The organism is Microvirgula curvata (assembly GCF_054781615.1).
The window spans coordinates 170582-184960 of record NZ_BAAGUB010000015.1; the positions used below are offsets into that span (position 1 = coordinate 170582).

5 protein-coding genes are annotated in these 14379 nt (G+C 70.6%); all 5 read left to right on the forward strand.

Going from position 1 to position 14379, the window contains the following annotated elements; genetic code table 11:
• Positions 1-140 precede the first annotated feature (140 nt).
• From ACYVG8_RS09395 to ACYVG8_RS09415, 5 genes are read left to right on the forward strand one after another with little or no spacing between them, the layout of a single operon-like run.
• Positions 141-4454, forward strand: a complete 4314-nt coding sequence (locus ACYVG8_RS09395) for a non-ribosomal peptide synthetase (protein ID WP_460745596.1) — start codon at positions 141-143, stop codon at positions 4452-4454.
• Complete coding sequence (locus ACYVG8_RS09400) at positions 4451-9883, forward strand: amino acid adenylation domain-containing protein (RefSeq protein WP_460745598.1); 5433 nt, start codon at positions 4451-4453, stop codon at positions 9881-9883. The genes ACYVG8_RS09395 and ACYVG8_RS09400 overlap by 4 nt, the downstream gene beginning before the upstream one ends.
• Positions 9880-10917, forward strand: a complete 1038-nt coding sequence (locus ACYVG8_RS09405; RefSeq protein WP_460745600.1) for a Gfo/Idh/MocA family oxidoreductase — start codon at positions 9880-9882, stop codon at positions 10915-10917. Before ACYVG8_RS09400 ends, ACYVG8_RS09405 begins: the two co-directional genes overlap by 4 nt.
• Positions 10914-12626, forward strand: a complete 1713-nt coding sequence (locus tag ACYVG8_RS09410) for an ABC transporter ATP-binding protein (RefSeq protein WP_460745602.1) — start codon at positions 10914-10916, stop codon at positions 12624-12626. Before ACYVG8_RS09405 ends, ACYVG8_RS09410 begins: the two co-directional genes overlap by 4 nt.
• Entirely contained in the window at positions 12623-14362 is a 1740-nt protein-coding gene (locus tag ACYVG8_RS09415; RefSeq protein ID WP_460745604.1) for an ATP-binding cassette domain-containing protein, read from the forward strand. Before ACYVG8_RS09410 ends, ACYVG8_RS09415 begins: the two co-directional genes overlap by 4 nt.
• Positions 14363-14379 lie beyond the last annotated feature (17 nt).

Below are 14379 nucleotides of genomic sequence, written 5' to 3' on the forward strand. Positions count from 1 at the left end.
CTGCTCCCGATCTAACGAAACAGTCCGGCCATCTAAAGCATTGCCGCCCGGACACCCGGAGCAGGTGGAACAATGTCATATTTGAGAATGGTTGTTATTTACTGGCAACTGACATTGACCCTTGCCCTCTGGGAGCCTTCATGGATCTGCCCCTCGATTCCCGTCCCGGCCTGCGCGACTGGCTGGTCACGCAGCTCGCCGAGCTGCTCGGTGAACCGCCCGATGACGTCTGCCTGCTGGCGGACGACGATGACTTGCTGGGTTGCGGCCTCGACTCGATCCGCCTGATGTACCTGCAGGAACGCCTGCGTGCGGGAGGGGTGGCCGTGGAATTCGCGCAACTGGCCCGACGCCCCTGCCTGGAGGCCTGGCTCGAACTGCTGCCTGCCGCGCCACGCGTGGCGGCGCCTGCCCGGACGGCAGAGCCGGCAGTCAGGCACGATCAGCCTTTCGACTTGTCCTCCGTGCAGCAGGCATACTGGCTCGGGCGTGGCCCGGACGAGATCCTGGGCAACATCAGCTGCCACGCCTTTCTCGAATTCCGTGCCCGTGAAGTCGATGCGCAGCGCCTGGCGGCGGCGGCCGCTCTCGTGCGGCAGCGCCATCCGATGCTGCGCGCACGTTTCATTGACGGGCGGCAGCAAGTGATCGAGGCACCGGCGCTGCCGTGCTTCGATCTGCAGGACTGGCGCCAGCATGGCATGGAACAGGCCGAGGCAGCCTGGCAGGCGCTGTGGCAGCAGCGCTCGCACGAATGCCTGAAGGTCGAGCAGGGGCAAGTCTTCCTGTTGGGTCTGGTGCAGATGCCGGGGGGCGAGGATCGCCTCTGGCTGAGCCTCGACCTGCTGGCCGCGGATGTGGAGAGCCTGCGTCTGCTGCTTGCCGAGCTGGGTACCGCCTATGCCGCACCGCAGGCGCTGCGCGAGGCGCCACCGCTGCATTTCGCCGACTACCTGGCGCGACGCGCGCAGCAGCGCGCCGGGGCGGCGGCCACGGCACGCGAGTACTGGTTGCAGCGCCTGCCGCAGTTGCCGGACGCGCCGGGCCTGCCGCTGGCCTGCGCCCCCGAGAGCATTCGCCAGCCGCGCACGCGGCGTCTGTCGTACCGGATGCCGGCCGGCGAAAGCCGGCGCCTGGAGTCCCTGGCCGCACAGCACGGGGTGACGCTGTCGAGCGTGTTTGGCTGCGCCTTTGCCACCGTCCTGGCGCGCTGGAGCGAGAGCCCCGGCTTTCTGCTGAATGTGCCGCTGTTCGACCGGCATGCCGATGATGCCCGCCTCGGTGAGGTCATCGCCGACTTCACCACCTTGTTGCTGCTCGAATGCCGGGTCGACGCAACAGCCTCTTTTGCCGACGCGGTCAGGGCCTTCCAGCGCAGCCTGCACGACGCCATCGATCATGCGGCGTTCCCGGCGCTGGAAGTGCTGCGCGAAGCGCGCCGGCAGGGGCAGCCGCGCTCCGCACCAGTGGTGTTTTCCAGCAACCTGGGTGAGGACGGCTTTGTGCCGGCCGCGTTCCGCGACGTCTTCGGCGATCTCCACGACATGCTTTCGCAGACGCCCCAGGTATGGCTCGACCACCAGCTTTACCGCGTCGACGGCGGCATCCTGCTGGCCTGGGACGCGATCGTCGGGCTGTTCCCCGACGGGCTTCTGGAAACCCTGTTCGAGGCCTATGTGACCTTGCTCCGGCAATGCTGCGACGGTGGCTGGGATCACCCGCCGGCCCTGCCGCTGCCCTGGGCGCAACAGGCTTGCCGGGCCCGTCTCAATGCCTGCCCGGCACCGGGCGTGGCGCGCCCCCTGCATCATGATTTCTTCGCCCGGGCCACCCGCGACCCGTCCGCCGTCGCGCTTCGTTACGATGAGCGCTGCATGACCCGCGGAGAACTGGCCGGGCAGGCACTGCGCATTGCCGCCGGCCTGAGAGCCGCCGGCATCGAGACCGGCGATGCGGTGGAAATCAGTCTGCCGCGCGGCCCGCAACAGGTCGCGGCCGTTTTTGGCGTGCTCGCCGCCGGCGCCTGCTATGTCCCGCTGGATATCGATCAGCCGCCGGCTCGCCGCCGGCTGATCGAAGACGCTGCCGGCATCCGCCTGGTGATCACCGAATGCGATGAGCCCCGGGCGACGCCGCCGCGGCTCGCCGTCGAACGACTGGCGCGCACGCAGGCACTTGCCGCGCCGACGCCGCTGACACCCGGCGCGAGCGCCTATGTCATCTACACCTCGGGCTCGACCGGTGTCCCCAAAGGGGTGGAAGTCAGCCACGCGGCGGCGATGAATACCATCGACGCGCTGCTCGGCCTGCTGCGCGTCGGCGCCGACGATCGCCTGCTGGCCGTCTCGGCACTGGACTTCGACCTTTCCGTCTTCGACCTGTTCGGCGGCCTGGGCGCCGGTGCCAGTCTGGTCCTGCCGTCCCAGGCGCAGGCCCGGGATGCGGCCGCCTGGGCCGACGCCATCCGCCGCCACGGCGTGACCCTGTGGAACTCCGCGCCGGCGCTGCTGGAAATGGCCCTCAGCCTGCCGGGCACGCAGGCCGACTACCGCAGCCTGCGCGCGGTGCTGCTGTCAGGCGACTGGGTGGCGCTGGATCTGCCGGCGCGGCTGCGCTCGCGCTGCGCGGCCGACTGCCGTCTCCATGTGCTTGGCGGTGCGACCGAAGCCGGGATCTGGTCGAACCTGCAGTCCGTTGGCGTCGTACCGTCGCACTGGCGTTCCATTCCCTATGGCCGCCCGCTGCCCGGCCAGGCCTACCGGGTGGTCGACGCGTACGGGCGCGATGTGCCGGATCAGGTGGTCGGGGAGCTGTGGATCGGGGGAGGCAGCCTGGCCCGCGGCTATCGCAACGATCCGCAGCTGACCGCACAGCGCTTTGTCCACGACGGGCAGGGGCGCTGGTATCGCACCGGCGACCGTGGCCGCTACTGGGCCGATGGCACGCTGGAGTTCCTTGGCCGGGTCGACCAGCAGGTCAAGCTCCGCGGTCAGCGCATCGAACTGGGCGAGGTCGAGGCGGCGCTGTGCGCCCAGCCCGGTGTCGAGGCGGCTTGCGCCGCGGTGACCGGCAGCGGTACGCCCGGCCTGGGGGCGGTGCTGGTGCCACGGTTGCCGGCTGCGGGCGGACCGCCGCCGGCATGCCCCGAGACACAGTGCTTCGCCGGTCTGGGCGAGGCCGAGACGGTGGTCACCCGGCATCTGCTCGGGATGCTGCTGGAGGCGCCGCCGGAAATTCCCGATGCGCTGTGCAAGCGCTGGCTGGACTGGCTGGCGCAGTCGGCCGCGGGTGAGCTGCCGGCGCTCGACGAAGCCTTGTGCCGGCTTGGCTGGCAGGCCTCGGTGCTGGCGGCCATGGGTCAGGCACTGCGTGCGCTGTTTGAAGGCGGACAGCCGCCGGCCACGCTGCTGCTCGACCCCTGGCTGGCACCGCAGGCGGTGGCGGCCCGGTTGCCGGACGGCCGCGAGGCGCTGACCCGGCTGATGCAGGCCCTGCCGGCGCCGGTCGCCGGCGAACGCCTGCAGGTGGCGGTGCTGGATACCCGCGCCGGGCTCTGGCTCGACCGGAGCATCGCTTCGCTGCTGCGTCCCGACCTTGACCTGACCCTGTTCGAGCGCAGCCGTGGCCTGCTCGATGCCGCCGCCTCCCGCCTGCCATCGCGGGTCGCGATTCAGGCGCTCGACGACGGGCTGCTGCCGTCCGGACATCTCGGGCGCTATGACCGGGTAATCAGTTTTGCCGCGCTGCATGGCTACGAGACCCGCCGCGAAGGGCTGGCGCTGGCCGCCGCACTGCTGCGTCCGCAAGGCCGGTTGCTGCTGGTCGACCTGCTGCGGGCATCGCCGCTGGCCCTGCTCGGCGCGGCGCTGCTCGATGACCGGCCCTTGCGTCTGCCGGACCTGCCGGCGCTTCAGTCCGACATTGCCGACGCCGGTCTGGCACCGCGCTGCCTCTGGCGCAGTGAGCGGATCGCACTGGTCGAGGCGGTCTCCCCGGGCACCGGTCTCGACCCGGCGCGACTGCAGGCTGGCCTGGAGGCGCGCCTGCCGCAGGCCATGCGGCCCGAGCGACTTTGGTGCCTGCCGGCCTTGCCGCTGAACGCCAACGGCAAGATCGATCGCCGGCGTCTGGCCGCAAGCATGACCCGCGCACTGACGCAGGTCGGCGGAGACGACACGGCCGGCGAAGCGCTGGCGCCGCATGAACAGCGCCTTGCCGCCTGCTGGGAAACGGTGCTCAGGCAGCCGGTGAAGCAGCGTGACGCGAGCTTCTTCAGCCTTGGCGGCGACAGCCTGCTGGCGACGCGCCTGCTGGCCCTGGTCCGCGAGCGCTTCGGCGTGCGTCTGGGCATGGCCGACTTTTACCGTCAGCCGACCCTGGCCGGCCTTGCCCGGCACCTGGAAGGGGCCGACGCCGGCGTCACGAAAAGCCAACTGGAAGAGGGCGTGCTATGAGCGTGGGCGAACTGCTGGAAACTTGCCGCAACCGGCAGATCGAGTTGTGGGGCGAAGCAGGGCAGCTGCGCTACCGCGCCCCGCAGGGGGCCCTCGACGACGGTCTGGCCGAGCGATTGCGGGCGGCGCGCGACGCGCTGCTCGAACACCTGGACGCAGGGCCGGTCTGGCGTGCCGAACCGGCACGCGCCCATGAACGATTTCCGCTGACCCCGGTGCAGGCCGCCTATGTTCTCGGGCGTCAGGCCGCCTTCGACTATGGCGGCAATGCCTGCCATCTGTATGTCGAGTACGAATGGCCGGCCGACACCGATCCCCGGCGCCTCGAGGCCGCCTGGAACGCGCTGCTCGTGCGCCATCCGATGCTGCGTGCGGTGATCGAGGACAACGCCTGGCAGCGGGTCCTGCCCGACGTGCCCTGGCAGTCCCTCGTCGTGCACGACGGCACGACACTGGACCCCGACGCCTTCGGGGCGCATCTGGCGCAGGTGCGCGAGCGTCTCGATCACCGCTGCGCACCACTCGACCAGTGGCCGGTCCTGTGTCCCGAACTGAGCATCGGCCGGCAGGGCTGCGTGCTGCACATGTCAGTGGATTTCACCCTGATTGACTATGCCAGCCTGCAGTTGCTGCTCGATGAGTGGCGGCGGCGCTATCGCGACCCGCAAGTGACGCCACCGCCGGAAGCGACCTTCCGCGACTACGTGCAAGTCGAGCAGCAGCGCCGCCGCTCGGTGGCCTGGCAGCGCGACCGCGACTGGTGGCTGGCGCGCCTGGACGACCTGCCGGGACGACCGGACCTGCCGCTGCGGACACAGCCGGATACCCGCTCGACCCGTTTTTGCCATCTCCATGCGCGCCTCGACGACGACGCCTGGCGCCAGCTCTGCACCCAGGCTGGCGCGCGCGGACTCAGCGCGGCGGGTGTGGCGCTGGCCGCCTTTGCCGAGACAGTTGGCCGCTGGAGCCAGACGCCGGCGTTCTGCCTCAACCTGACGGTACTCAACCGGCCAGCGCTGCACCCCCAACTGCCGCTGGTGCTTGGCGACTTCACCGCGCTGAGCCTGCTGGCGGTGGACAGCCGCCACGGCGACAGTTTTGCCGCGCGGGCGCGGCGTATCGGCGAGCAAATGTTCGAGGACCTTGATCATCCGGTTTTCAGTGGCGTCGACCTGCTGCGCGAACTGGCCCGCCGTCGCGGACGTGGCGCCGATCTGATGCCGGTGGTCTTCACCAGCGGTATCGGCAGCGTGCAGCGTCTGCTCGGAGACGCCGAGGCATTGAGTGCGCCGCGATACATGGTCAGCCAGACGCCGCAGGTCTGGCTGGACTGCCAGGTCACCGACCAGTTCGGCGGTCTGGAAATCGGCTGGGACGTACGCCAGGGCCTGTTCCCCGAAGGACAGGCAGAGGCCATGTTCGAGGCTTTCGTCGACCTGCTGCGGCAGCTTGCGGACAGCCCGCAGGCGTGGAACGCCAGCGATGCCGGGTTGTACGCCGGGCCGGTCGGGGCGCCTCCGGTGGCGTTGCCCGGCACGGGGCGGAGCATTGCCGCCGGGTTTGCCGAGCGTGCGCAGCTCAGTCCCGATGCCCCCGTGATTCACGATGCGGCCGGCAGTTACAGCTACCGCCAGATTGCCCAGCATGCCACGGCGCTGCGTCGTGCACTGGAAGCGAACGGCGTGGGGCCCGGTCAGCGGGTCGCGGTGCTGCTGCCCAGGAGCGCCTCGCAACTGGTTGCCGTCCTCGGCGTGATTCAGGCCGGTGCGGCCTATGTGCCGGTCGACATTCGCCAGCCGGCGCTGCGACAGCGGGCAATCCTCGACAGCGCCGGCGTGGCGGCCCTGGTCTGCCTGGCGCAGGATGTGCCGGCACAGATCGACTGCCCGTGCCTGGCCATCGATCGCCTGCCGGCCGATGCGGACTGGCCGCCGCCTGCCGCCGCCGCGGTGGCGCCGGACGATCTTGCCTACGTGATCTACACCTCGGGCTCCACCGGCACCCCCAAGGGCGTGATGCTCAGCCATGCGGCGGCAAGCAATACGCTGCAGGACATCAACGAGCGTTACGCAGTGAGCGAGCGGGACCGTCTGCTCGGCCTGGCCGAACTGAGTTTCGACCTGTCGGTCTACGACTTCTTTGGTGCCACTGCCGCGGGTGCCCAGATCGTGCTGCCGGACCCGGCGCGTGGCAGTGACCCCTCGCACTGGGCCGAGCTGATGGAACGGCACGGGATCACCCTGTGGAACTCGGTGCCGGCCCAGGGACAGATGCTGGTCGACTACCTCGAAAGCGAGCCCGGACGCAGGGTACCTGGTCCGCGCTGCGTACTGTGGTCCGGTGACTGGATTCCGGTCAGCCTGCCGGTGCGCTGGTGGAAGCGCTGGCCCGACAGCGCGCTGTTCAGCCTCGGCGGGGCCACTGAAGCGGCCATCTGGTCGATCGAACAACCGATCCGTCCGGCGCATGCCGAGCTGGCGAGCATCCCCTATGGATGCGCGCTGCGCGGGCAGAGCGTGGAGGTGCTGGATGCCCGTGGCCGGCGCTGCCCGCCGGGCGTGCGCGGCGAGATCCATATCGGCGGGGTCGGTCTGGCGCTTGGCTATGCCGGTGATCCGCAGCGCACTGCTGAGCGCTTCATTCGTCACGCTGACGGACGCCGCCTGTACCGTACCGGCGATCTCGGTCGCTACCTGCCCGATGGCAGCATCGAATTTCTGGGGCGAGAGGACGACCAGGTCAAGATCCGGGGCCACCGCATCGAGCTGGCCGAACTGGACGCGGCCCTGTGCGCACATCCGCAAGTGAACCTGGCGGCGACCGTGGTGCTGGGCAGCGCACACGAGCGCAGCCTGGCCAGCTTTGTCACCCTTCATCCGCAGGCGGGCGAAGCCGGCGACGCCCGTGACGGGCTCGACGCGGTGTGCGAACGGGCGCGGCAGGCACTGCAGCACGACTGGGGCGAGCTGCCGGCGATCGCGGACGCGGTGGCGGCACTCGACCGTGCCTGCCTCGCCTCCCTGGCCGCCTGGCTGGCCGGCAGCGGCATTTTTGCCAGCGCCGCCGGTCTGGACTTCTCCACCCTGTGCCAGCGGCTCGGCATTGGCGATGTGCGTGAGCGCCTGCTGCTCCACTGGCTGCGGCAGCTGGAAGAGGGCGGCTATCTGCGGCGTGAAGGATCGGTCTGGACCGGCTGCGACACACGGCCGGCGGTCGACCCGGCGACGGCCTGGCGCGATTTCGCCGCCAGCGCGCCGTCGCATTTGTGGCCGGCTGGACTGGTTGCCTATCTGCGCGACAGCGCCGGGTCCCTGGCAGAACAACTGGCCGGACGGGTCAGCCCGGCAGCGCTGATGTTCCCGCAGGGCTCGGCGCATATCGCCGAGGCCATGTACAGCGAAGGCCTGCACGCCCGCGCGCTGCACGCGGCGATGGCCGAGGCGATCGCCGCCATCGTCGAGCGCCAGCCGGCACGCCGCTGGCGGCTGCTCGAACTCGGCGCCGGCACCGCTGCGGCCAGCCTCGCGGTCATTGCCCGCCTGGCGCCGCTGGCTGACCGCGGCGTGGAACTGGATTACCTGTTCACCGACGTGTCCAGCTACTTCCTCGCCGCGGCGCGCAAGCGCTTCGCCGGACAGCCCTGGGTGCGCTTCAGCCGTTTCGACATGAACGACACGCTGAGCGGGCAGGGCGTGGCACCACACTCGGTGGACATCCTGCTGAGCTCCGGCGCGCTGAACAATGCGCTGGATACCCCGGCGCTGCTGGCCGGCCTGCGTGAACTGCTGGACGCCGACGCCTGGCTGGTGATCCAGGAACTGACGCGCGAACACAACGAAATCAGCATCAGCCAGAGCCTGATGATGGAAAACCCACGCGACGGCCGGGCCGGGCAGCATCATCTGTTCGTTCATGCCGGGCAATGGCTGGAGTGGCTTGGGCAGGTGCCCGGCGACGTGGCGGCCAGCGTGGTGCCGTCCGGCCATGCCCTTGACCTGCTCGGTTACGACATCCTGCTGGCCCGCTGCAAGACCGGGCTGGCGCGGCTGGCACCGGCCGAACTGCTGGCGTTTGTCGAGTCACGCCTGCCGCGCTACATGCTCCCGGCACAGCTGCACGTGCTCGAACGGTTGCCGGTCACCGGGAACGGCAAGATCGACCGCAAGGCCCTTGCCGATGTCGCCCGCCAGCCTCGCTCCGTGCCACCGCGTGATGCGGCCGGGGAACCGGCGGATGCACTGGAACGTGCCTTGCTGGAACACTGGCGGGAGGTGCTGGACAACCCCGATCTGGGGGTCGATCAGGACTTCTTTACCGCGGGTGGCGACTCCCTGCTGATCGCCCAGCTGATCGCGCGCCTGCGCGACAGCCAGGAAGAGGCCCGCCGGCATCCGTTCGACCGGCTGCTGCGCTGGGCGCTGAGCCAGCCGACCGCGCGCGGCATGGCCCGGCGCCTGCGCGAAGCGCGCGAGGACACCGGCGCAGACTGCACACCATCGGCGGCGCCAGTCCGCAGCACAGACGCTGTCCCCGGCATGCCGCGCGCGCCCCTTGGCGATGGTGCGGCCCTGGCCGATCCGCTGGTGCGCCTGGCGGAAGGGGAGGGGGTGCCGCGGGTGCTGATCCATGAAGGGCTGGGCACCTTGCTGCCCTATCGTCCGCTGATTCAGGCACTGGGCTGCGAGCGGCCGCTGCTGGGCCTGGCGGTGCATGACAGCGAAGCCTATCTGGCGATTCCCGCCGCGCACCTGAACGCCTGCCTCGGCCGGCGCTATGCCGCTGCACTGCACGCCGCCGGCCTGCGCGAAGTGGATCTGCTCGGTTATTGCTCCGGCGGCCTGCTCGCCCTGGAGACTGCCCGGTCCCTGGTTCAGCGTGGGGTGCGCGTGCGGCAACTGGACATTGTCTCCAGTTACCGGATTCCTTACCGGATCGATGACGAGCGCCTGCTGCTGTTCAGCTTCGCCGCCACCCTCGGCCTGGATACCGCCGCGCTGGGCTTCCCCGGGGCCGCCGGGCTGGCCAGCCGGATTCATGCCGCGCTGGCCGGGACGCGTGGCCATCTGCCGGCGCAGACGCTGGCAACGCTGCCTGCCCTGGCCGACCTCGATGCCCTGCGCTGGCGTGTCCTGCAGGCCGCCAGCGGCAGCGCCGGGGCCGCCGGTTCCGGACGCGAGACGCTGTACCGGCTGTTCTGCCATTCGGTGCGGGCCAGCCAGGCCGAACTGCCGGTGCCTTACGTCGGCGCCCTGCGCCTGTTCGTGCCGGGCGCCGGCCATCCACTGGTACCGGACTACGCCGGGGCGCTGGCGCGTGACTGGCAGGTGGCGGCGATCGGTGCCTGCCTCCTCCATGAGGTGCCCGGCGGGCACTTCGATTGTCTGGGCCAGACACTGGCCGATTTTCTGCTGAAGGAGGTACGCCCATGAACGCGGTGCGTTCCGTCGTGGTCGCCGGTTCCCGGTTTGGCCAGTTTTATGCCGCCGGTGTCGCTGCCGATCCGCGCTTTGCCCTGCGCGGCATCCTCGGCCAGGGCAGCCGGCGTTCACAGGCACTGGCCGCGCGACATGGCGTCGACCTCTGGCGCGAGCCCGGCGCGGTGCCGGACGATGTCCGGCTGGCCTGCGTCGCGGTCGGCGGCGCCGCGCGTGGCGAGCAGGGACCCGCGCTGGCCGAAGCGCTGATGGCGCGCGGCATCGATGTGCTGATCGAGCATCCGCTGCTGCCCGGCGAATGGCAGGGCATGCTGCGCACGGCCGCTCGCCTCGGCCGGCGCTGCCTGCTGAACACCTTCTATCCGCAGTTGCCGGCGGTGGCGCGCTTTATCGAACTGGGCCGGCAATTGCACCACCGCCGGGGCATTCGCCACCTGGAGGCAAGCTGCGGGGTCCAGGTGGGCTTCGCTACCCTGGACATTCTGGCGGCGCTGCTGGAAGGGGTTGGTCCCTGGTCGCTGGAGGACGCGGGCTGCGATCTGTCGGCGATGCGCGGGCTGTCCCTGGTGCTGGCCGGCGTGCCGCTGAATCTGCAGGTGCTCAATGAACTGGCTGCCGACAACGATGGCCGGATGACCGTGCTGCAGCGCCTCAGCCTGACGACCGATCGCGGCACCCTCAGCCTGGCCGGACCGCACGGGCCGCTGCTGTGGACCCCGGCGGTCGCGGTGCCGGCCGTGGATGCCGACGGGCTGTTTGCGCCGTCCGGCGAGTCGCTGCCCACGGTGCAGCTCTGGCATGCCGAACCCTGCTCCTGGGCGCAGGTGCACCGCCACCTGTGGCCGGCAGCCGCCGCCGACGCCCTGGCCCTGCTCGATGATGAAGACGCCGTGCACCGGCGCAACCAGCGCAGCCTTGAGGTCGCCGCCGTCTGGCAGCGGATCGGCAAGCGGCTGGGCTTTCCCGCGGCACCGCCGCCGGGGCTGGCGCCGGCGAGCCTGGAGCAGGCGCTGGAGCGGGCCTCATGACCCCGGTGCTGTGGCGTCTGCTGCGTCCCTGCCGCTGGCGGCTGGGACTGGCCATGGGACTGCAGGCCCTGGCCGGCATCAGCTCCCTGCTGCCCTGGATACTGCTTGCCGGGCTGGCCGACTCGCTGGTGAAGGGGGCGGCAAACCCGGTGCTGCTTGCCCTGGTGCCGCTGGCCATCCTGGTCTGGCTGGTCTGCCAGGCGCTGGCCACGCATCTGGCCCACGAGGTGGATGCCGATGTCTGCAACGATCTGCGTCTGCGGCTGCTGGCGCATCTGCAGCGCCTGCCGCTCGACTGGTTCAGCCGCCAGGGCCAGGACGGCGTGGCGCGGCTGGTCGGGCAGGATGTGCGGGCCCTGCACCAGCTGATTGCGCATGCCCCCAACGACGTCAGCAAGCTGCTGGTGGTGCCGCTTGCCGCGATGTTGTGGCTGGCCTGGCTGCAACCCTGGCTGCTGCTGTTCTGCCTGCTGCCGCTGGGGTTTGCCGCCGCCGGTTTCGGTCTGCTGCGCTCGGCGCGCTACCGCGACGAGGTCATGCGGCGCAACACCGCCCTCGAACACCTGTCGGCCGACTATGGCGAGTTCGCTCACAATCTGCTGCTGGCCCGGCAATATCCGGGCGCCGGCATACAGCAGGGAGTCGAAACCTCGGCGACGGCATTTGGCCTGGCGTTCTCGTCCTGGGTGGCGCGCGTCGGGCATCTGGCCGCGCTGGTCCATGTCCAGCTCGGTGCGCCCTGGCTGCTGGCCTGGTCACTGCTCGGTGCGCTGGTGCTGGACGCGCTCGGCGTGCCACTGGCCCCCGGCCCGGTCTGCGCCGTACTGCTGCTGGTGAGAGCGATGGCGGCGCCGGTCGAGGCGCTGGGTCATGGCAGCGATGCCCTGCTGGCCGCGCAGGCTGCGGCCGCGCGCCTGCAGCAGGTGTTTGACCAGGCCCCGCTGGCGGAAGGCCGGTCATCGCGCCTGCCCGCCGACGGTTCGCTGGTGGCCCGCGGGCTCAGCTACGCCTGTGAGGGCAGGGCGGTGCTGGAGGATATCGACCTGAACGTGGAGGACGGCAGCCTGGTTGCCCTCGTCGGTCCTTCCGGGGCCGGCAAGAGCACGCTGCTGTCCCTGCTGGCGCGCTGCATGGACCCCGACCGCGGCGAGCTGCATACCGGCGGCGTGGCATTGCGCGATCTGCCATCCGCTGTCCGCCACCGGCATATCGTGCTGGCCGGCCAGCAGGCCGCGGCGCTGGAAGTCTCGCTGGCCGACAATATCGCGCTGTTCCGCCCGGGGGCGACCCTCGACGAGATCCGTGCGGCCGCCCGCGACGCCTGCCTCGACGACCGCATCATGGCCCTGCCGCGCGGTTACGACAGTGTGCCGGGACGTGATCTGCAACTGTCGGGCGGCGAGCTGCAACGGCTGTCGCTGGCCCGCGCGCTGCTGTCGCCGGCCCGGCTGCTGCTGCTCGACGAGCCGACCTCCGCACTCGATCCGCACACCGCCCGCACGCTGCTGCGCTGCCTGCGCGAGCGCGGTGCCGGCCGTACCCGTCTGATCGTCACCCACCAGCTGGAAGGGGTCCGCGACGCCGACCTGATTCTGGTGATGCAGGATGGCCGCCTCGTCGAGCGAGGGCGACATCCGGCGCTGCTGGCGGCGGGCGGAACCTATGCGCGCCTGTGGCACGAACAGCACGAACGGGAGGTGCACGCATGATGACGGTTCTTTCCCGCCTGCGCCTGCTGCCCGGCGACTGCCGCCGCGCGCTGCGCGAGGCGGTGGTCTGGGCGTCCCTGGCCGCCTTGCTGGATGCCGCCTGCGGGGTGCTGCTGGTGCCCTTGATCGAAGCCTGGTTCGCTTCGGGCGTCTTGCCCTGGCGCTGGGTCATCGCACTGCTGGGGCTGACGCTGGTGCAGTCGCTGGTGCAGTACCTGGCGCTGCGCCGCGGGTTCTTTGCCGGCGGCGCGCTGGCTGCCGGCCTGGTGCGCAGCCTGGTCGCACGCTTGCCGCATCTGGCGCCACCGGCCCTGCGCCGGATTGCGCCGGCGGAAGGTCTGTTGCGTGGTCCGGTGATGCAGAGCATGGGAATCCCTGCCCATCTGCTGGGACCGCTGATCGCCGCGGTGCTGACTCCGCTCGGGGTGGTGCTCGGCCTCGGTCTGATCGCCCCGGGCATTGCCCTTGGCCTGCTGCTGGCCGGAGGGCTGCTGTTTGTGCTGCTGCGCTGGAGCGGCCGGCACACCCTGACGGCGGAAAGCGCGCGGCAGGCAGCCGAACGCGATGCCGCCCGCGAACTTCAGACTTTTGCGGAACGCCAGCCGCTGCTGCGGGCGGCGGAACGTGAAAGCGTCGCGCTTCAGGACCAGGAAGCGGCGTTGCGGCGATTGCACGAAACGACCCGGACACTGCTGCGGCGGAGCCTGCCTGCCGGGCTGGGTTTCGCGCTGGCGGTGCAGGCGGTATTCGCACTGGGCTTGCTGGGAGGGGCGTGGGCGGTCGGGCGGCAGTGGCTGGATGGAGCGTCCGTCGTGGCGATTCTGGTGCTGCTGGTGCGCTTTATCGAACCGCTGGCCCAGCTCACCCATCTTGACCAGGCCCTGCGCGGTGCCTGGCAGTCCCTTGACACGCTGATGCGGGTGTTCGCGCTGCCGCCGCTGGACTGCCCCGAGCCGGGCGAGCGCCCGCTGGATGCGGGGCTGGTGGCCGAGGGGCTGGGCATCCGCCTGGACGACGGCCGCACGCTGCTGGAAGACATCGCGCTGACACTGGCGCCCGGCTCGCTGACCGTCATCGCCGGTCCGTCCGGCGCTGGCAAGAGCAGCCTGCTGGCGCTGCTCGGCCGGGTTCACGATCCCGATACCGGGCGGGTTCTGCTCGGGCGGGCGGATATCCGCCAGCTGAGTGCATCGACCCTGGCCGCCAGCCGCAACCTGGTGTTCCAGGCGTGTGGCCTGTTCCACGGCAGTGTCGCCTGGAACCTGCGCATGGCCCGGCCCGGTGCCGACCTGTCGGCGCTGCGCGAGGCGGCGGAGGCAGCCGGCCTGCTGGAAGAGATCGAGCGCTGGCCGCAGGGCTGGGAGACCGCAGTGGGGCCGGGCGGCGGTCTGCTGTCCGGCGGTCAGCGCCAGCGTCTGTGCCTGGCCCGCGGATTCCTCTCGCCAGCGCCCTTGCTGCTGCTTGACGAACCCACTGCCAGCCTCGACGGCGCCAGCGAGGCGCAGGTGCTGCGCAGCCTGCTCGCCTTGCGCGGGCGACGCACGCTGGTGGTGGTCACCCACCGGCCGGCCCTGGCCCGCCTGGCCGATCAGGTGCTGGTGCTGGAGGCCGGGCGGCTGCGGTTGAACGGCCGGCACGACGAACTGTCTGCCCGCGACCGCTGGTATGCCGGTTTCGCTGCCGGTGCCGGACCACGGCAGGAGGAAAAAAGTTCCGCAATGACTGCGGATCGATAGAGAAAGATCGGCAATCG